17 protein-coding genes and 1 pseudogene are annotated in these 18,686 nt (G+C 53.9%); 8 read left to right on the forward strand and 10 right to left on the reverse strand.

All coding sequences use genetic code 11. The features are described from left to right. Positions 1–93: 93 nt before the first annotated feature. From TH25_RS06405 to TH25_RS06420, 4 genes are all read right to left on the reverse strand, one after another. Positions 94–2,838 carry a sensor histidine kinase gene (locus TH25_RS06405; RefSeq protein WP_114087599.1) on the reverse strand — a complete coding sequence of 915 codons (2,745 nt, stop codon included), beginning with the start codon at positions 2,836–2,838 and terminating at the stop codon, positions 94–96. A gap of 3 nt (positions 2,839–2,841) precedes the next feature. Next, positions 2,842–3,066 carry a hypothetical protein gene (locus TH25_RS06410; RefSeq protein WP_114087600.1) on the reverse strand — a complete coding sequence of 75 codons (225 nt, stop codon included), beginning with the start codon at positions 3,064–3,066 and terminating at the stop codon, positions 2,842–2,844. Positions 3,067–3,097: 31 nt separating this feature from the next. Further along, complete coding sequence (locus tag TH25_RS06415; protein WP_258549057.1) at positions 3,098–3,487, reverse strand: response regulator transcription factor; 390 nt, start codon at positions 3,485–3,487, stop codon at positions 3,098–3,100. 156 nt (positions 3,488–3,643) lie between these two features. After that, positions 3,644–5,215 (reverse strand): helix-turn-helix domain-containing protein, encoded by a 1,572-nt coding sequence (locus TH25_RS06420; protein ID WP_114087601.1) that lies wholly within the window; start codon positions 5,213–5,215, stop codon positions 3,644–3,646. Between the two features lie 204 nt (positions 5,216–5,419). On the opposite strand from TH25_RS06420, the gene TH25_RS06425 reads away from it, so the two are divergent. The 5 genes from TH25_RS06425 to TH25_RS06445 all read left to right on the forward strand — a co-directional run bounded on the left by TH25_RS06425 (position 5,420) and on the right by TH25_RS06445 (position 10,601). Next, the gene (locus tag TH25_RS06425; protein WP_114087602.1) at positions 5,420–6,784 is read left to right on the forward strand and encodes a substrate-binding protein; all 1,365 of its coding nucleotides are present in this window, start codon (positions 5,420–5,422) and stop codon (positions 6,782–6,784) included. A 115-nt stretch (positions 6,785–6,899) separates the two neighbouring features. Further along, the gene (locus TH25_RS06430; RefSeq protein WP_114087603.1) at positions 6,900–7,916 is read left to right on the forward strand and encodes a branched-chain amino acid ABC transporter permease; all 1,017 of its coding nucleotides are present in this window, start codon (positions 6,900–6,902) and stop codon (positions 7,914–7,916) included. A 1-nt stretch (position 7,917) separates the two neighbouring features. Next, positions 7,918–9,084, forward strand: coding sequence for a branched-chain amino acid ABC transporter permease (locus TH25_RS06435; protein WP_114087604.1), 1,167 nt, complete (start codon positions 7,918–7,920; stop codon positions 9,082–9,084). A gap of 3 nt (positions 9,085–9,087) precedes the next feature. Next, the gene (locus TH25_RS06440) at positions 9,088–9,849 is read left to right on the forward strand and encodes an ABC transporter ATP-binding protein (RefSeq protein WP_114087605.1); all 762 of its coding nucleotides are present in this window, start codon (positions 9,088–9,090) and stop codon (positions 9,847–9,849) included. Next, positions 9,846–10,601 (forward strand): ABC transporter ATP-binding protein, encoded by a 756-nt coding sequence (locus TH25_RS06445; RefSeq protein ID WP_114087606.1) that lies wholly within the window; start codon positions 9,846–9,848, stop codon positions 10,599–10,601. Before TH25_RS06440 ends, TH25_RS06445 begins: the two co-directional genes overlap by 4 nt. An 85-nt stretch (positions 10,602–10,686) precedes the next feature. On the opposite strand, the gene TH25_RS06450 is transcribed toward TH25_RS06445, so the two are convergent. Then, the gene (locus tag TH25_RS06450; protein ID WP_147252990.1) at positions 10,687–10,941 is read right to left on the reverse strand and encodes a hypothetical protein; all 255 of its coding nucleotides are present in this window, start codon (positions 10,939–10,941) and stop codon (positions 10,687–10,689) included. Positions 10,942–11,122: 181 nt separating this feature from the next. On the opposite strand from TH25_RS06450, the gene TH25_RS06455 reads away from it, so the two are divergent. Beyond that, positions 11,123–11,596 (forward strand): Lrp/AsnC family transcriptional regulator, encoded by a 474-nt coding sequence (locus tag TH25_RS06455; protein ID WP_114087771.1) that lies wholly within the window; start codon positions 11,123–11,125, stop codon positions 11,594–11,596. A gap of 91 nt (positions 11,597–11,687) precedes the next feature. Here TH25_RS06455 and TH25_RS06460 read toward each other — a convergent pair whose 3' ends face one another. The 4 genes from TH25_RS06460 to TH25_RS06475 form a co-directional block, all read right to left on the reverse strand. Next, complete coding sequence (locus tag TH25_RS06460) at positions 11,688–12,227, reverse strand: cytochrome b/b6 domain-containing protein (RefSeq protein WP_114087608.1); 540 nt, start codon at positions 12,225–12,227, stop codon at positions 11,688–11,690. 2 nt (positions 12,228–12,229) lie between these two features. After that, complete coding sequence (locus TH25_RS06465) at positions 12,230–12,508, reverse strand: PepSY domain-containing protein (RefSeq protein ID WP_114087609.1); 279 nt, start codon at positions 12,506–12,508, stop codon at positions 12,230–12,232. A gap of 197 nt (positions 12,509–12,705) precedes the next feature. Beyond that, positions 12,706–13,953 (reverse strand): saccharopine dehydrogenase family protein, encoded by a 1,248-nt coding sequence (locus TH25_RS06470; RefSeq protein WP_114087610.1) that lies wholly within the window; start codon positions 13,951–13,953, stop codon positions 12,706–12,708. A gap of 52 nt (positions 13,954–14,005) precedes the next feature. Continuing rightward, a complete protein-coding gene (locus TH25_RS06475; RefSeq protein ID WP_114087611.1) occupies positions 14,006–15,103 on the reverse strand; it encodes a carboxynorspermidine decarboxylase in 1,098 nt (365 codons plus the stop codon). A gap of 539 nt (positions 15,104–15,642) precedes the next feature. On the opposite strand from TH25_RS06475, the gene TH25_RS06480 reads away from it, so the two are divergent. Continuing rightward, entirely contained in the window at positions 15,643–16,122 is a 480-nt protein-coding gene (locus TH25_RS06480; RefSeq protein ID WP_114087612.1) for a VOC family protein, read from the forward strand. A gap of 9 nt (positions 16,123–16,131) precedes the next feature. Here TH25_RS06480 and TH25_RS06485 read toward each other — a convergent pair whose 3' ends face one another. After that, a complete protein-coding gene (locus TH25_RS06485; RefSeq protein ID WP_114087613.1) occupies positions 16,132–17,169 on the reverse strand; it encodes a LacI family DNA-binding transcriptional regulator in 1,038 nt (345 codons plus the stop codon). Between the two features lie 235 nt (positions 17,170–17,404). Here TH25_RS06485 and TH25_RS25690 point away from each other — a divergent pair. Beyond that, positions 17,405–18,609: pseudogene (locus TH25_RS25690) on the forward strand (ABC transporter substrate-binding protein). Positions 18,610–18,686 lie beyond the last annotated feature (77 nt).

Below are 18,686 nucleotides of genomic sequence, written 5' to 3' on the forward strand. Positions count from 1 at the left end.
TCAGGGTCAAAAAATGTCCAGAAAGTGACGAATCTCGTGATTTGGAGTTTCGACTAACCATTTGTTATTACACAAAATATTTTTGCCTGATTTTTATCGTCTGGTCTTGGTGGCAGCCTGTGTGACGGGAATGAATACGTGAAATGTTGCGCCCTGTCCCTGCCTGCTTTCGACCCAGATGCGTCCGTGGCAATGTTCGATCACGTGTTTTGAAATGGCAAGACCAAGCCCGGAGCCCGACGGTCGGGGTTTGTCGCCGGGATATTTGCCGCCACGCGCAAATTTGTCAAAAATCAGCTCGGCCTCGTCAGGGGCAATACCGGTGCCATTATCGGATATTGAAACAAGGTAGCCATCCTTGTGTGTCGCCCCGCGCACAAAAACTTCCGGATTTTCCGGATTGGCAAATTTGGCGGCATTGGAAAGCAGATTAATGAAAACCTGTGTCAGGCGGTCCCGGTCAACAAACAGTGTTACGCTATCACCGCCAATATCGACCCGCAATTTGGCATTGCGGCTGTTAAGCAGGCCTTCCAGCGCATCAATGGTTTCGCGCAAGACGGCCTTGGGATTAATCTCGCTGGGGTGCCAGTCGGAATGGCCGGCTTCCAGGCGGGCCAGGTCCAGATGATCATCGATCAGGCGGGTCAGGCGTTCGCTTTCACGCACGATCACATTTAAAAACCGTTCGCTGCGCTCGGCTTCCAGGTCCGGCGTATCGACCAGAATTTCCGAAAATGACCGGATGGAGGTGAGCGGCGTGCGAAATTCGTGGCTAACCATTGTCAGGAATTCGTCCTTGAGTCGGTCGAGTTCCTTGAGCCGGTCATTGGCGGCGCGCAATTCGGCAGCGGCGCGTTCCAGCTCGCGCGATTTTTGTTCCAGCCGTTGGGAATGTTCAATGACATGCGAGGTTTCTTCAAGAATCTCGAGCACTTCATCGAGGCTGACCATTTCGCCCTTGGCAACGGATGATACCATCACCCGTGCGGATGCGGCACCAATGGAACCTGCCAGCAGCCGTTCGCTAAAGGCGATCATATCGGCATTGGCTTCGCCCTTGCCGCGCCAGGCGGTGTGGCGGGAGGTGCCATAATCGCGAAAGGCATGAAAGGCGCGTTCCCGGCCCAAAAACCGTTCGACCAGTTCATACAGGTCATCTATGGTGGCCGAAGACCGCCAGATCACGGTTTCCCCGCCCTTGCGCGAAAAGGCATCGACAAACAGGGTGGCCTGAATGCGTTCCAGTCCGCCCTGATTGGTAAACAGGCTAACGATAATAAAGCATCCGGCATTGAGCGCCATCGACCAGATCAGCGCGTGAGTCAGTGGCGAAAAATTATCCAGGCCAAACAGGGCCTCGGGCCGCAGCCAAGGGTGGCCAAAGGCGCCATCGGTGATCAGTTTCGGGTCAATCCAGCCGGAATCGGCAAAGGAAGGCAGCAAAAGCGTATAGGCCCAAATGGCAAAACCGGCGGCAAGCCCGGTCAGCGCGCCGGTTTTGGTGCCGCCCTTCCAAAAAAGTCCGCCAATCATGATGGGAATAAATTGTGCCGTGGCGGCAAAGGAAATCAGCCCGATTTCGGCCAGCGCATCGCCTGCCCCGGCGGACCGGTAATAGATATAGCCCATAAACACCACCAAAACGATGGAGGCGCGGCGGATAAACAATAACAGGCCGGTCAAATCGTCGCGTTCGGTCAGGCGCAACCATTTCAGGCGCAAAAGGGCTGGGATGACCAGGTCGTTACACACCATCGTCGAAAGGGCGATGGCAGCGACAATTACCATGCTGGTGCTGGCCGATAAGCCGCCAACATAGGCCACCAGTGCCAGAAAGGACTGCCCCTGGGAAAGCGGTACGGAGAGTACGAAAAAGTCCGGGTCGGCCCAGTCGGGCAGAAGACCCATTCCGGCAAGGGCAATGGGCAGGACAAACAGGTTCATGAGCAACAGATAGGCGGGAAACGCCCAGGACGCGGTGGCAAGATGGCGTTCATCGACATTTTCCACCACGATCACCTGAAACTGGCGCGGCAGGGTTAATATTGCCGCCATCGACAGCGCCATCAGGGTGAACCAGCGTGTCCCGCTTTCGGGTTGCAATTTAAGCAGGCTTGCCATTTGCGGGGTTTTGCTGGCCTGGCTAAACAGATCATCCGGGCCGGAAAACATGAAAAAGCAGACAAAAATGCCCACGGCCAGCAAGGCAAACAGTTTCACCAGGCTTTCAAAGGCTATGGCGGCAACCATGCCTTCGTGATGTTCATCGGCATCGATAAAGCGGGTGCCAAACAGAATGCCAAACAGCGCCAGACCCGTTGCCGCCCAAAAGCCGCTATCGGCAAAGATGTGGGATGTGGATACAAATGGTTCTGAAACAGAACTGCCCCAAACGGTTAACACGGTATAACTGGTGGCAACCGCCTTTAATTGCAGGGCGATATAGGGGGTGGTGCCAATCACGGCGATGAAGGTGACAAGAACGGAAAGCTGTGTGCTTTTGCCATAGCGCGATGAAATGAAATCGGCGATCGAGGTAATGCGGTGCGCCTTTGAAATGCGCAGCATTTTGCGCAGCAAAAACCACCATCCCAGAAAAATGACCGTCGGCCCCAGATAAATGGTCAGATATTCCAGCCCGTTGCGCGCAGCCGACCCAACCGCGCCATAAAAGGTCCAACTGGTACAATAAACGGCAATGGAAAGCGTATAGACCGTGGGGTTGCGCACCCAGGACCGCCCGGCGCGTGCGCGTTTGTCACCCCACCAGGCAATGGTATAAAGCAGGCCGACATAAATAAGCGATACGGCAATCACCATCTGGGAGGATAACACGGGTTATATATCCTCCGGCTGTTGGGCGCTTTGGCGCAATTTGCGGGTGATCCAGGCGCACAGGGCAATGAAAATCGCCCATCCGGCAAAAAAATAGACAAACAATACCGGTAGCCCGAACACAAACCCGTCCAGCGAAAACACGCCAACCAGTGGCGGTATCCAGGCCAGAAACGCGGTAAGGGCAAGAACCAGGGCACGTTCGGTCAGTTTTGCGGGTGGTCTCATGGCGGGGTGCCTTGTGACGGATGGCATGGCCTTAGGTGCTGGTGTTATCGCGTCCTAACAGAGCCTTTATGCGGGCCACAACATCACGGGTGGAAAAGGGTTTGGTGACAAAATCATCGACGCCGAGTTCCAGACCCTTGCGGCGGTCAATTTCGCGGGTCCGGGCTGTCAGCATCAGGATGGGAATGTGTTTTGTCTGCTCATTGGCACGTATTGTGCGGGCAACATCAAAGCCATCGCGTCCCGGCATCATGACGTCAAGCAGGATCATGTCAGGGATTTCCTGGCTGATCATGTCAATCGCACTTTGCCCGTTTGTGGCAATGCGCACGTCAAAGCCCTCCTTTTCCATCAGGAAGGCCAGGGATTCGACAATGGTTTCTTCATCCTCCGCAATCAGGACCGTTGGTTTGTCGGTCACGACGTTCTCCCCGATATTGGCTTTTTATGAGATGGGCCTTGTGGCGTTTATGCTTTTTATTTTGTTCGACTTTAAGGTGTGTCGGGCGGTTAAGCAATCGTGTTGATGTGAAAGCAGGGTATTTGGGCCGGTTTGGTCGGCCTTGGTCGTGTCTGCTCAGGTGGCCAGTTTGATCGGTTCTGACGGGGCGTGGGCCCGTTGCAGGCAGTCTGTTCGCGGGCATTGGCGACAATTGATGCCAACAGGAATGGCTGCCGATATATCATCCAGTGGCAGGCCGTCCGCATATACCACATCGCGGGCAAAGGCCGTGTCACAACCGATCATCACCGAATGCACCGATTGTGGCACGCGGTAGCCGCCTGTGCCGGTGCGGACCGCGCGCGCGATGAACAGATATTGGGTATGATCAGGCAATTGGATAAGTTGCGGGACGACGCGTTCTGGCGTCAGGTACGCCTCGTGAACCGCCCAGCGCGGGCAGGCCCCGCCATAACGCGGCAATTGCAGGCCCGATGCGGAAAACCGTTTGGAAATATTCCCGGCAATATCGGTGCGCAAAAAATGAAACGGGATGCCTTCCTGCCCCGGACGGCGCAGGGTGGTCAAACGATGGCAAATCTGTTCCCAGCTTCCGGCGAAACGCTGTTGCAGCATTTCAATATCATGGCGGAGTTCGCGGGCTTCGGCTGCGAAATTTTCATAGGGAAAAAGCAGGGAAGCCGCCAGATAGGAAAGCAAAGCCTGGCGGGCGCGGGTGCGGGCGGCATCTGTTGTCAGGCGGGATGAATTGAGGATGCCCTCAATTGCATCGGCCCCTTCAAGGTGGCACACCGCGCGTGCCGCGATAAACCGTGCCGATGTAATGGGCAGGGCACGGGAAAATTGCAGATGACGGTTTTTCCGGTTCCAGATATGGCCGCTGGCTGGCAGGTCTTCCGGGCGCAGGCGTTCAACAGTGGTCTTGTGGCGCGATTTCAGATGATTGATCAAGTCGGTTAAAAACAGCCCGCCAGAGCGGTCGATCCCGGCGCGTAATGTGTCGGCGCAATCTTCCAGTGTCGGGAAATGGTTGGCATTGTCATAAAGCAGGTCATCCACTTCCTCCGACGGGTTGGCAGCCGGGCGACCAGCGGCACCGCGCTCCAGAAAGCTGAAAATTTCGGTGGCCGATTCCGCGAGGCGTTCGGATTCCCGTACCAGCGTTGTGTTAAACCGGTCGCGCTGGGCCGGGGCCAGGTCGTCATAATGGTCAAAAATTTCGGCAACCGTGCGGATCGATGTGATGCGTGTCAGGATCGAATGGCTTGCTTCGGTCAGATAAGGGTCGTGGCTGAGACGTTCGGACAGCATATCGACATCGTCAAGGGCGCTGCGATAGGCGCGATAGAGCTTTAGCATCGCGTTGACCATTGCGGGCGCGGCAGAAATCGCGCCGGAAAATTCACCGCGATCAAGCGGGGCATCGCGAAAGACCGGGTCGGATGCCAGTTCGCCCAGATCGGAGAGCAGACGGCTTTCTTCCGATCCTGAAAGGGTCGAGGGATGAATTTGCAGGGCCTCGGCCAGGCGCAGCAGCAAGGCCCCGCCAATGGCCCGGCGGTTATGTTCAATCAGGTTAAGATAGGATGGCGAAATGCCTGCAGCGTCGGCAAGGGCGGTTTGCGTCATTGCCATATCCTTGCGACGGCCGCGAATGCGATGGCCGATGGGGGCCTGACGGGGCATGGCGCTTCCTTATTTTTGACAAAATTTACAAATTTTCATTTTCTTCATCCATATTTTTACAAAAAAAATGTTCTTAATCAACATGTTGTTGATTTATTTTCTTCCCCTCTTCATCCTCCTTGCAGGTCGCATAACAAAATAGCCACCAAAATTCCGGCCTTTGCATTTCACTGAAACGCATCCCAGCAATTGGGGAGGAACCCTATGTCCGAGAATAAAACCACCCGTCATGTCTCTCGCCGCACCGTTTTGAAGGGCTCGGCGCTGACGACGGGGGCGGCGATCATTGGTGCAAGTGCACCGATGCACTTTATTCGCAATGCCTATGCTGCTGATTCATTTCGCGGTGATCCCGGCAGCGGCAAAAGCGTTGTTTTGGGATTTAACGTGCCCCAGACCGGCCCTTATGCCGATGAGGGGGCCGATGAATTGCGTGCCTATCAACTGGCTGTCAAACACCTTAATGGTGAGGGTGACGGCGGTATGCTCAATACCATGAAGCCCAATAACCTTAAGGGAAATGGTATTTTGGGCAAAAAGGTCGAATTTGTTACCGGCGACACCCAGACCAAGTCGGATGCGGCCCGCGCCTCGGCCAAGCGCATGATTGAAAAAGACAATGTCATCATGGTCACGGGCGGGTCATCGTCGGGGGTGGCAATTGCCGTGCAGGGTTTGTGCCAGGAAATGGGCGTTATTTTCATGGCCGGGCTGACCCATTCCAACGACACCACCGGCAAGGACAAAAAACGTTATGGCTTCCGGCATTTCTTTAATGCCTATATGTCGGGCCAGGCACTGGCACCGGTGCTCAAGGATGAATATGGCACGGATCGCAAGGCTTACCATCTGACGGCGGATTACACCTGGGGCTGGACCCAGGAAGAATCGATCAAGGCGGCCACCGAAAAGATTGGCTGGCAGACCGTTAACACAGTGCGGACCCCGGTGGGGGCAGGTGACTTTTCACAATATATCACGCCTGTTCTTAATTCCGGTGCCGATGTGCTGATTTTAAACCACTATGGCAAGGATATGGTCAATTCCCTGACCCAGGCGGTTCAGTTTGGCCTGAAGGATAAAATGGTGAATGGCAAAAAGTTTGCCATTGTCGTTCCGCTTTATTCGCGCCTGATGGCACAGGGGGCGGGCGATGCCGCCAAGGGTATTTTGGGCACCACCAACTGGCACTGGTCGCTGACCGATGATGGCTCCCAGGCCTTTGTCAAATCCTTTGGTCAGGAATATGGCTTCCCGCCCTCCCAGGCGGCCCATACCTGCTATGTCCAGACCCTGCTTTATGCCAATGCCTGCGAAATGGCCGGGACCTTTGCGCCGTGGGAAGTGATCAAGCAGCTTGAAGGTTACGAGTTTGACGGCATGGGCAATGGTCCGACCCTTTATCGGGCGGCAGACCATCAGTGCTTCAAGGATGTGCTGGTTGTGCGCGGGAAGGAAAATCCGCAAAGCGCGTTTGACCTTCTTGAGGTCGTCAAGCATGTGCCGCGTTCCCAGGTGGAATATCCGGCCGATATGTTTGGCGGGGAACTGGGACCCTACAAGGTCTGATGTATCAAAAATGTGCCGGTGCCGGGAAAGTCCCGGCACCGTTTCTTTTCTTCGGGCCGGTTTGCGCGGTTCCGATCCCCAATTGACTTCAAATAGACGTTGTGGCGGATAGCTCATGGACGCGATTTTTCTGCAAATCCTGAACGGACTGGACAAGGGCGGGGCCTATGCCCTGATTGCGCTCGGTCTGACGCTGGTGTTTGGCACGCTTGGCGTGGTCAATTTTGCCCACGGTGCGATTTTCATGATCGGTGCCTTTTGCGCCGTCACGATGGAAAAAATTCTCACCCTGTCGGTCAAGGTCAAGGATACATCGGTCACTTTCTTTGATGCCTATAAGGAAACGCCCTATCTCGAACTCTGGTTTGGCAAAACCGGATCGGCCATCATTGACTGGGTCGTGCCAATTTCGATTGTTGTTTCCATTCCGGTGATGCTGGGCCTTGGCATTTTAATGGAACGCAGTTTGATCCGCTTTTTTTACAAGCGATCCCACGCCGAACAGATTTTGGTGACGTTCGGTTTGGCAATTGTCTTGCAGGAACTGGTCAAAAGTTTTTTTGGTGCCAACCCCATTCCGGTTAGTGCGCCTGATATTGTTGCCGGGTCGGCCGCGATTGGCAGTTGGATCGGCCTGGGCGATGCGGTGGTCTATCCGTGGTGGCGTCTGATTTATCTGCTGTTTTCCGTGGTGATTATTTCGGCTGTATTCTCGTTTTTGAATTTCACCACCTGGGGCATGGTGGTGCGCGCGGGCATGGCGGACCGGGCGACGGTGGAGTTGCTGGGCATCGATATTGAACGCCGCTTTACCATTGTTTTTGGTCTGGCAGCGGTGGTCGCGGGCCTTGCTGGCGTAATGTATACGCCCGTTCTGCCGCCCGATTATCATCAGGGTATGGATTTTCTGGTGCTGTCTTTCGTTGTTGTGGTTGTGGGTGGCATGGGGTCGCTGCGCGGCGCTGTCGCGGCGGGCTTCCTGCTGGGAATTTTGCAGTCTTTTTCCTCGATGACCGAGGTGAAATCGATCATTCCCGGCATTGACCAGATCATCATTTATCTGGTGGCCGTCATTATCCTGCTGACCCGTCCGCGTGGCCTGATGGGTCGCCGGGGCGTGATGGAGAGCTGACATGTCAAACACGCAAATTGCCACCCCGCGCCAGGACCTGATTTATATGGTCGTGCTTTCGGCGGTTGTTCTGACCATGCCGCTGTGGTTGCAGCCCTTTGGCGCGGCTTACCCCGACCTGATGCAGAAATTCATGATTTTTGGCATCTTTGCTGTCGGCTACAATATTCTGTTTGGTCTTACCGGCTATCTTTCCTTTGGTCATGCGGCATTTTTGGGGGTGGGGTCTTACACCGCTGTCTGGTCTTTCAAGCTTCTGTCGATGAATGTGCTACCGGCCATTATCTTTGCCGTTGTTCTATCCGGTTTGTTTGCGTGGTTGATCGGCTTTGTCTCGCTGCGTCGCTCGGGTATTTATTTCTCCATCCTGACCCTGGCCTTTGCCCAGATGTCCTATAATCTGGCTTATTCGGTGCTGACCCCCATTACAAACGGGGAAACCGGCCTGCAACTGGCCCAGGCGGACCCGCGCGTGCTGGATCGTATGGCCGGGATCGAGGCAACATCGGGCCTGCCCATGACCAATCTGTTCGGGTTGGAAGGCACGGGATATACCGGGTTTTATATTTGTGCGGTGATTTTGATTGTCTCGTTTTTCATCGCGTTACGGATTTTCCATTCGCCCTTTGGCATGAAACTGCGCGCGATCAAATCCAATCAGACGCGCATGTCCTATACCGGCTATAATACCCGGCCCTATTTGCTCACGGCCTTTATCATTTCGGGCATGTATGCCGGTCTTGCCGGGGCGCTTCTGGCGATGACGGACCCGCTGGCCGGGGCCGAACGCATGCAGTGGACCGCATCGGGCGAAGTTGTGCTGATGACAATCTTTGGCGGGGCGGGCACGCTGATCGGGCCGCTTTTGGGCGCCGGATTGATCAAGTATCTTGAAAACATCTTTTCGGCTTTCAACGATACGGTGTTGCACAATGCCTTTTCATTCCTGCCTGACTGGCTGAACAATATTTTAACCGCCATCATCAGCCCGTTTGTGGGCGAAGGCTGGCACCTGTTGCTGGGCATTGTTTTCATGCTGCTTGTGATCTTCCTGCCCGGCGGGTTGATGGAAGGCTATGGCAAAATCAGCCGCATGATCCGCGAGCGCCGGCAAAAACCCGCCAACGGAGCGTCTTCCGACAAACAGCATTCCACCGAGGAGGCGTGATCGATGGGCAATGTCATTCTCGATGTCACGGACGTCAACAAGCACTTTGGCGGGTTGCAGGCCTTAACCGATATTAATCTTCGGATCGAGGAAGGCACCGTTCATGCCATCATTGGTCCGAACGGGGCGGGAAAATCGACCTTTTTGAATGTGATTGTCGGCAGGCTAACCCCCAGCCGGGGGCGGGTGTTGCTGGGTGATCAGGTATTAACCGGCAAGCAGCCTCACGAGATCAACCAGCTTGGTGTGGCGCGGGTATTTCAAACGCCCGAGATTTTCCCGGATTTAAGCTTGCTGCAAAATGTCATGATTCCGGCCTTTGCCAAACGTGATGGGCAATTTGAATGCAGCATTTTCAAAAGTCTGTTTGGCGAACGCAAAATTCGCGAGGAGGCCGAACATATTTTGGAAGATGTCGGCCTGATTGCGGATCGCGATAAAATTGCCGGGTCGATGTCGCGCGGCGATAAACGCCGCCTGGAACTTGCCATGTGCCTGATCCAGAACCCGAAACTGTTTTTGCTTGATGAACCGACAGCGGGCATGTCGCGCCATGATACCAACCGCACGATCGAGCTTTTGCAACGCATCAAGCAGCGCGGCATGACCAAGATCATCATTGAACATGACATGCACGTTGTTTTCAGCCTGGCCGACCGCATCAGCGTTTTGGCGCAAGGGGCCATTATTGCCGAAGGCACGCCAGAAGAAGTGCGCAACAATCCCAAGGTCAAGGAAGCCTATCTCGGAGGAGAAACCCTATGAATGCACAGGTGCCAAAAACCAAGCCGGTTCCTGCCCGCGGTTCGTCTCCGGCGTTTTTTTCGGTCTGGGATCTGCACGCTTATTACGGCGAAAGCTATATCGTGCAGGGGGTGAGCTTTGACATTCGCGAGGGCGAAATTGTTGCCCTGTTGGGGCGCAACGGGGCGGGCAAAACATCCACCCTGCGCACCCTGGCCCGGATGGCTGACCCGGAATTAAAGCACGGCGAAATCTGGCTCGATCACCAGCCCCTGCACGACATGAAGGCCTGGCAGGCCGCACGCCTTGGCCTGCAACTGGTGCCCGAGGACCGCAGCATCATTCCCGGTTTGACGGTGGAACAAAACCTGGAGCTTGCACAGATTGCCCCACCACATGGCTGGAGCATCCAGCGTATTTACGAGCTGTTTCCCCGTCTTGGTGAACGCCGTTTGCAGGAGGCTGTGACGCTTTCGGGTGGGGAGCAGCAAATGCTGGCGATTGGCCGGGCATTGGCGCGGGATATTAAAATTCTGCTGCTGGACGAACCTTATGAAGGGTTAGCGCCGGTGATTGTGCAGGAAATTGAAAAAACGCTGGAAAGTGTCAAGGAACTGGGCATTACCACCATCATTGTCGAGCAAAACGCCATTGCCGCCCTGAAGCTGGCAGACCGTGCGATTATCATGGATAGCGGGCAGGTGGTGTTTGATGGCACCTCGCAGGAAGTGCTCGATGATCCTGAATTAAGGGATCAGTATCTGGCGATTTGATTGTTGCCAATATTTGAACCTCAAAAGGACCAGCATCGGCGGATGCTGGTCCTTTTCATTTGGGGGCGGGGCTGGCTGCGCGAAATCAGACGGGCCAGCAATCGCCTGTTTTACACGCGACATCAATTTGGTCGCGGGCAAGGCCAATATCATCAAGCAGTTCGGCAGGGGCATGTTTTAAAAAGGCGGTGTCGCGGGCAATTTTCCGTTTCTGGCGCCAGTGATGCCCCAAAAAAGGGAACCACGCCAGGATGCCCGTTATCAGTTCCAGCCCTGGGCGGGACTGGTGGCGGGCATGACGGGTTACATGATCAATATGGGTTGGCATATATCCTGACATGGCGGTGGCTCCCAGTTTGCTAATGAAGGATCGGAGCATTTCCGAACCTGATACAGACTAGAATTTTGGCCGTTCAAAAGGGTCGCAAAGTTGGGCAGATCTTGCGGTGTTTTCGCAAAATTTGTCGAAAAACGATTTCTTTTTGCAAGGAGCCTGGGCCATTGTCTGCAATGCGGATTGCATGCCGTATGACGATGATATTTGGGGAGAATTTGTTGTGGCGGCACTTGATCAGTTTGATCGCAAGATATTGGCGCTGTTGCAGGAAAATGCCCGCCTGACCGGCAGCGAACTTGCCGGGAAAGTGGGGTTGTCGGCGGCGGCCTGCTTGCGGCGCGTGCAGCGTTTGCGTGAAACCGGTGTGATTGAACGCGACATTGCTGTGGTGGACCCGCGGGTGTTTGGCAAACGCATGACCGTGATTGTCCTGCTGACATTAAACAGCGACCGGCCTGATCGCTATAATCTGTTGCGGGCGGAACTGGAAAAAACGCCCGAAATTGTACAATGCGATCATGTGACCGGAGCGCATGACATTGTTTTGCGGGTTCAGGTTGCCGATATGGAGGAATATGCCGCCTTCGTCGATCGTGTGTTGGTGCGCCCCTATATCAAACGCTATGAAAGCCTGGCGGTGCTGGGTCATATCAAGTGAGCCATCCCGGTTTTGCCGGTGACAAAGAAAAACCGGCGGAAAATGCCGCCGGTAAAGTTTGGGGATTTGGGGGAGAAGATGAAAAAGGCGATCAGCGAATGTCGCTGCTGGTGCCAAAGCGTTTTTTGCCGGTGATCATGGCACGCACCAGATTTTCGCGATGATGGTAACTGGCCATCACCACCCCGGCGACGTGGGCAATCACAAGCGCCAGCAGGGTATTTGCCAGAATTTCGTGGGTCTCCTGCACCCAGGCAACACCCCAGAAGGCATCGGTGGTTTGCATATAACCCGTGGTCGCCAGAAGCGCCATGCAGCCCAAAAGGGCCAAAATCATGGCACCCCCGGCAGGGTTATGCCCGAGATAGCGTTCCGCCTTGCCTGATGGAATATCGCGCAGATATTGCAGGGTTTTATCCGGACCATGCACAAACTGGCCAAAGCGGGCGTAATAGGGGCCGACAAATCCCCAGATCAATCGAAAGCCAATCAGGCCAGCGGCACAATAGCCGGCAATTTCATGCAGGTTTTTAATTTCGTCTGCGCTGAACCATGCCACCGCAAAAGATGTCACCAGGCTCCAGTGAAAAATGCGAACCAGCGGGTCCCAAACCTTTACGGTGGCTGCCATGATCAGTCCCCGTCTTTTTTGTTCACGGCTTCAAGCGATGCCGGGTCAAAAAAGGTTTCAACGCGGGCCCCTTTTTCATCCAGGGCATAAACTTCGTAACAGCCATCTTCGGTCTTGATGCGTTTGACCTTCCAGCCCTTGGCTTCCAGCATGGTTTGCAGGGCTTCGGGTTTTTGCCACTGATCCTTGGGGGCGTTGCAACTGATTTCTTCGGCCGAGGCCAGGGTGGGCAAAAAACCATAGGTGGAAAGGGCAACAACAGCAGCGAGAACTTTTAACATTGCGGGGTTCCTTGAAAACAGTGGAGTGTGAACAAGGGCAATGTGACGCGGTTATCTGACAGTTGGCTGAATTACCCGGTGTCTGACCTTCAGGCTGGTGTCAGCTTTATTTTGTGCCTGATATACGTTAAGCGCCATAAAAAAACGGCGGAACCTGCCCGCCGTTTTTCAAAATTCAAATGTTGTGTTTGCCGTGATCAGTTTGCGAAATCGAGGTCGCGGTCGCCATTGGCATCCTTGATGCGGGTCGGCAGACCCATATGGTTCAAAAGATGCAGGAACGGCTTTGCCGGCAGTTCTTCGATATTGGCCATTTTCTTCACATCCCATTCGCCCGATGCGATCAGCATGGCAGCGGCCACAGGCGGTACACCGGCGGTATAGGAAATGCCCTGGCTTCCGACTTCTTCATAGGCGTCCTTGTGGTCCGCCACGTTGTAAATCAGAACTTCGGTTTCCTTGCCATCCCTGGTGCCTTTGACAAGGTCGCCAATGCAGGTTTTGCCGGTATAGTCCGGTGCCAGCGAGCTTGGGTCCGGCAGGCAGGCCTTAACGACCTTCAGCGGCACAACTTCCTGGCCTTCGGCGGTCATGACCGGCTTTTCCGACAGCAGGCCGATATTGTTCAGCACGGTAAAGACATTGATGTAATGGTCGCCAAAGCCCATCCAGAAACGGACATTGGGCACATCAAGGTTTTGCGACAGGGAATGAACTTCGTCATGGCCGGTCATGAAGGTCTGGCTTTCGCCCACCACCGGCATGTCCCAGATTTTCTTGACCTCGAACATCTTGTTCGCCTGCCACTGGCTGTTCTGCCAGGAATAAACCGTACCGGTAAATTCGCGGAAATTGATTTCCGGGTCAAAATTGGTGGCGAAATATTTGCCGTGGCTTCCGGCATTGATGTCGATGATGTCGATGGACTCGATTTTGTCGAAATAGTCTTCAACAGCCAGTTTGGCATAGGCATTGACCACACCCGGGTCAAAACCGGCACCCAGAATGGCCGTTACGCCTGCTTTTTCGCATTCTTCGCGGCGTTTCCATTCATAGTTGGCATACCAAGGCGGCGTTTCGCAGATCTTGTCCTGTTCTTCGTGAATGGCAGTGTCAAGATAGGCCGCGCCAGTGGCGATACAGGCCGACATGACCGGCATGTTGATAAAGGCAGAACCGACATTGATGACGATCTGGCTGCCCGTCTCGCGGATCAGCTCTGCCGTTGCATCAACATTGGTGGCATCCAGCGCATGGCCTTTAAGAACACCATCCGCATTTTTAAGGTTCTTTTTGGCGTGGACGGAGTCAATGATCGCCTGGCATTTCGCAACGGTACGCGAAGCAATATGGATATCACCAAGGACGTCGTTGTTCTGTGCGCATTTGTGGGCCACGACCTGGGCCACGCCTCCGGCACCGATGATGAGAACGTTTTTTTTCATTTCAGGCCAAAAACTCCCTTTGCAAAACAGGTTAAATCTGTGGGTTCAGCCCTTAAGACAGGCTGGAAACGTAGTCATTGAAGTCGAATTCCCGAACAAGGCGTTCGGTCCCGTCAAGTTCGCGAATGGCGATCGAGGGCATGCCAACCCCGTTAAACCAGTTCTTCTTGACCATCGTGTAACCGGCCGCATCCTGGATCGAGATGCGGTCGCCGATTTCGATTTTGTTTTCAAAGCGAAATTCACCAAATACATCACCCGCAAGGCAGGATTTGCCGCAGATCATGTATTCATGCTCGCCCGTATTGGGGCTTACTTTGGCATTTTCACGGTAAATCAGCAAATCGAGCATATGGGCCTCGATCGAGCTGTCGACGATGGCAAGGTTTTTGCCATTAAACAGCGTATCAAGCACACTGACCTCAAGGGTCGTGCTTTGCGTGATCGAGGCTTCGCCTGGTTCGAGATAAACCTGCACGCCGAATTTTTCGGAAAATGCCTTCAGGCGGGCGCAGAATTTATCCAGCGGGTAGTTTTCACCAGTGAAATGGATGCCGCCGCCCAGGCTGACCCATTCCACCCGCGACAGCAGGCTGCCAAATTTGGTTTCAATATCGCCCAGCATCTGGTCAAACAGGCCAAAATCGGCATTTTCACAATTATTGTGAATCATGAAGCCGGAAATTTTGTCCATCACCGCCTCGACCTTGGCGACATCCCATTCACCCAGGCGCGAAAACGGGCGTGCCGGGTCGGCCAGGTCAAAGCTGGACGAGCTGACCATCGGGTTCAGGCGCAGGCCACGAACGATCCCTGATGCCTGATCGGCAAAACGGTTCAACTGGCTGATGGAATTGAAAATGATTTTATCGGCATTGTCGATGACTTCGGCAATTTCCCCGTCGCTATAGGCCACACTATAGGCGTGGGTTTCCTTGCCAAATTTTTCACGGCCCAGTCTGACTTCGTAAAGCGAGGACGATGTGGTGCCATCCATGTAATCGGCCATGAAATCAAAGACCGACCAGGTGGCAAAACATTTAAGGGCGAGCAACGCCTTCGCGCCGGAATGTTCGCGCACATAGGCGATCTTTTCCATGTTGCGCAGAAGTTTGGTCTTATCAATCAGGTAATAGGGCGTATGCAGCATCGTCTTCTAGTTCCTCGACCCAAGGCCCTGATGACAGGGACCGAAATACAATGCGGAAAACGTTTGTCTTGTGCAAAACGTTTCCAGTTTGCTTTGGCGTTCAAGCCCGATGCGCGCCAAGGCATTTACGTTCGTCGCAGGCGGGCATGACCGCCGCAATCAACTGTGTCGCGACCCAATAGCAGCGGGGGGCGTGGGGGTCAACACTATCGCCGTGTTCCCCGGCTTTGAGGAAATGGCGCAAAAGCATGCAACTCTCCGGATGCTGCCGGGGCGTTGATTATAATTGATTGAATTTATGTTGTAATTTTCCAATCGCAACCGCGAGATTTCGGTTTGATGAAACTTGTTTTTGAAAACATCCGCCTGGAGGGCAAATTGTTTTAACCGGGATTCTGGCTCGGGTGCCGATATGCAAAAGTGTTTCTGGCTAAAGGCTTTTTCGTGCTCTCTTTGCGTTTTGGCCACTTGATTGGCACAATTATATGCCTAAATCCTGTAGTGATTAAAAATACCAAGCGACAATAAAGGAGGCGCCCATGCCCGCACCTGTCAGCGTCGATCACTTGGCCTTTCCCGCGCGCGACCTTGCCGCCACGGACGACTTTTATTCCCGGGTTTTGAAAGCAAAACTGGTTCATGCCGAAAGTGGTTACAGTCCATCCTGGAAAAGCGATTATCTGTTGATCACGTTTGCCTTGCCAGACGGGACGCGCCTGTCCTTTTTTGACTGGCCTGCCGATACCGGCCCCTATCCCGATGACAGGGATATGCCCAATGATGTGTTTCATATCGGTTTGCGCTGTAATTCGCCGCAGGATGTGATTGCCTGGCAAAACCATTTGTTTCAGCATCGCATTGTCTATCACAGCGAGGATGACGGCAAAACGCGGCGTCTTTTCATCCGTGATCCAAATGGGATCCGGTTTGAAATTTTTGCATCTGACCGGGCCAAATCCTCTGATGACCAGGAACGGGCGGCCCGTGCTGTTTATGATGAATGGCAGGGAAAACCCTGAATTCCTGACCTAACACAGGGGCAGAGGTGCCGTACTGGCCCGTAAAACCAGTTCAAGTTCAAATACCGGCTGGGGGGGCATTGGTGCCTCTGCATCGCGGATTTTATGAATCAGGGCACGTGCGGCCGCCTCGCCGATTCGGCGGCGTGGCTGGTGAATGGTGGTCAGGGCCGGGATGCTGTGGGCGGCAAATTCCACGTCGTCAAAACCGATAATGGATAAATCATCCGGGACCTTGACGGCGTTTTGATGCAGTTCTGAAATCAGGCCGAAAGCCATTTCGTCGCTGGCGCAAAACAGCGCCGTCGGTCGGTTGTCTTTGGGCAGTGCCAACCAGTGTCGTGCCGCCTTCACCCCGCTTTCAATGGTGAAATCTCCGGTTATTTTCCAGTCCCGGGGGCAGGGCAGGTTATGTTTTTTCAGCGATTGCTCAAAACCCGCCAGTCGGTGCTGTGACAGAATGTTGTTTGTCGGGCCGGTGACATGGCCGATTTTACGATGGCCCAAACCCACCAGATGATCTGTTGCCATTACGGCACCGGCGAGGTTGTCAATGTGGAATGTTGTAACCGCACAATCGGAAATCCATTCGCAGGCAAAGACAAGTTGCGGTTTTTGCCGTGTTGCCCGTTTGAAATAGGATCTCGGAATATTCCCGTCCAGAATAATCGCGCCATCGATGCGGTTGGTATTGAAAAGGTTGCCAAAGGTGGCTTCGTCAATTGGCGGGAATTGGGAATCGGCAATCAGAATGTTAAAACCATACCCGGACGCAACCGCCTCAATGCCTTTCAGGACCCTTGAAAAGAAGCTGTTTGCCAGATTCGGTAGCAAAACCAGGATGGCGCCGGTGCCCCCCTTGCGCAGGTTTCTTGCACTGTGATTAATGGTATATCCGGTTTTTTCAATGGCTTGAAGAACCACTTCGCGGGTTGCCTCCGATACCCGGTCGGGAAAGGAAAGAACCCGGCTGACGGTTGCTGTCGAGACATTTGCCATTTTGGCAACATCTTGAATTCGTGGAATATTTCCTCTTTTTTCACTCATTTTTGTCCCCCCTAATGCCTCATGGCGGCAGCCTTGAGTTGAAAAAACCTTGACAGGTCACTGTAATCAGGTCATCGATAATGTAATCGATTACATAAACAGCTTAACGCATAATATCAATAATGTAATCGATTACATCGATCAGGGAAATTGTTCTGTGCTGGCACATCGGCAATTTCGTCATCGGGAGGAAAAAATGAAAACGTCAAGAATTGCACTTTTGGCCTCGGCATTGATGTGTTCGAGCGCATTTACAGCCCAGGCCGCAGATTTGGAAGTTATTCACTGGTGGACATCCGGTGGCGAGCAGGCAGCAGTTTCCATACTGGCAAAAGAATTTGATGCCAACGGCCAGGATCACTGGCGCGATTCTGCCATTGCCGGGGGTGAACAGGCCCGCGCTGTGGTGATGCAGCGCATTTTGGGCGGGGATGCCCCGCAGGCCGCACAATTTAACAACTCCCGCCAGTTTGAAGAACTGGCCGAGGCCGGGATGTTGCTGGACCTGTCTGACCTCGCAGAAAAGGAACACTGGCGCGATGTTATTCGCCCGAAAAGCATTTTGGAGCCGTGTGAAGTAGACGGCAAAATTTACTGTGTTCCGGTCAATATCCATTCCGATCAATGGTTATGGACCAACAAGGCCATTTACAAGGAAGTTGGTCTGCCAGAGCCGAAAAACTGGCAGGATGTGATAGATCAGGCCGATAAAATTCGCGATGCGGGCTATATATCCCGCTGGCCGTGGGTGGCCAGGGCTGGCAGGAAGACCTGACCTTTGACGACGTGTTTATGGGCGTGGGTGGCAAGGACCTGTGGAACAGGGTTTATGTTGATCGCGATGAAGACGCCGCCAAGAGCGAAGAAATGGCAAAGGTGTTTGAGACCTTTGGTAAATTGCGTGATCTGACGGACGAGGGATCGGCCGGTCGTAACTGGAATGATACCACCAGCCTTGTTGTACGTGGCAAGGCAGCAGCACAGGCGATGGGCGACTGGGCACGGGGCGAATTTGTTCTGGCCGGGAAAAAGGCCGGGGAAGACTATGGCTGTGTTCCCGGTCCGTCTGAAAATCCGGTTTTGACCACCGGTGGGGATGTTTTCATTTTCCCCAAACAGGATAACCCGGAAGTCGAGGCGGCACAGCTTCGTCTGGCCTCCATGCTGCTTGATCCTGATGTGCAGGTAAAATTCAACACCGCCAAGGGTTCCACACCTGTGCGTGGCGATGTCAATATGGCTTCGGCTGATGCCTGCATGCAAAAGGGTCTGGCCCTGCTGGAAAACGACGACAATATTGCGCTTCCAAAAAACGCGATCCTGTCTTCGGACACGGATGGGCGGATACAGGATCTTGTCAGTCAGTTTTGGACCACGCCTTCCATGACAATTGAAGATGTCCAGAACCAGTTTGCCGAAATTCTGCAGGATGGTTCCTGACTGTATCTGGTCGCGGTTTGGCCGCTTGAAGGCTGCCAAACCGTCCTTTTCATCTGACATTGTTGCCTTGGAACTGA

This window comes from Thalassospira profundimaris (assembly GCF_003326755.1).
Classification (GTDB): domain Bacteria; phylum Pseudomonadota; class Alphaproteobacteria; order Rhodospirillales; family Thalassospiraceae; genus Thalassospira; species Thalassospira profundimaris_B.

Coding starts and splice junctions, on each gene's coding strand:
- TH25_RS06435 (WP_114087604.1), top strand. CDS start 7,918: ATGTCAAACACGCAAATTGCCACCCCGCGCCAGGACCTGATTTATATG.
- TH25_RS06475 (WP_114087611.1), bottom strand. CDS start 15,103: ATGCTGCATACGCCCTATTACCTGATTGATAAGACCAAACTTCTGCGC.
- TH25_RS06470 (WP_114087610.1), bottom strand. CDS start 13,953: ATGAAAAAAAACGTTCTCATCATCGGTGCCGGAGGCGTGGCCCAGGTC.
- TH25_RS06410 (WP_114087600.1), bottom strand. CDS start 3,066: ATGAGACCACCCGCAAAACTGACCGAACGTGCCCTGGTTCTTGCCCTT.
- TH25_RS06420 (WP_114087601.1), bottom strand. CDS start 5,215: ATGCCCCGTCAGGCCCCCATCGGCCATCGCATTCGCGGCCGTCGCAAG.
- TH25_RS06465 (WP_114087609.1), bottom strand. CDS start 12,508: ATGTTAAAAGTTCTCGCTGCTGTTGTTGCCCTTTCCACCTATGGTTTT.
- TH25_RS06460 (WP_114087608.1), bottom strand. CDS start 12,227: ATGGCAGCCACCGTAAAGGTTTGGGACCCGCTGGTTCGCATTTTTCAC.
- TH25_RS06425 (WP_114087602.1), top strand. CDS start 5,420: ATGTCCGAGAATAAAACCACCCGTCATGTCTCTCGCCGCACCGTTTTG.
- TH25_RS06450 (WP_147252990.1), bottom strand. CDS start 10,941: ATGTCAGGATATATGCCAACCCATATTGATCATGTAACCCGTCATGCC.
- TH25_RS06445 (WP_114087606.1), top strand. CDS start 9,846: ATGAATGCACAGGTGCCAAAAACCAAGCCGGTTCCTGCCCGCGGTTCG.
- TH25_RS06430 (WP_114087603.1), top strand. CDS start 6,900: ATGGACGCGATTTTTCTGCAAATCCTGAACGGACTGGACAAGGGCGGG.
- TH25_RS06485 (WP_114087613.1), bottom strand. CDS start 17,169: ATGAGTGAAAAAAGAGGAAATATTCCACGAATTCAAGATGTTGCCAAA.
- TH25_RS06440 (WP_114087605.1), top strand. CDS start 9,088: ATGGGCAATGTCATTCTCGATGTCACGGACGTCAACAAGCACTTTGGC.
- TH25_RS06455 (WP_114087771.1), top strand. CDS start 11,123: ATGCCGTATGACGATGATATTTGGGGAGAATTTGTTGTGGCGGCACTT.
- TH25_RS06480 (WP_114087612.1), top strand. CDS start 15,643: ATGCCCGCACCTGTCAGCGTCGATCACTTGGCCTTTCCCGCGCGCGAC.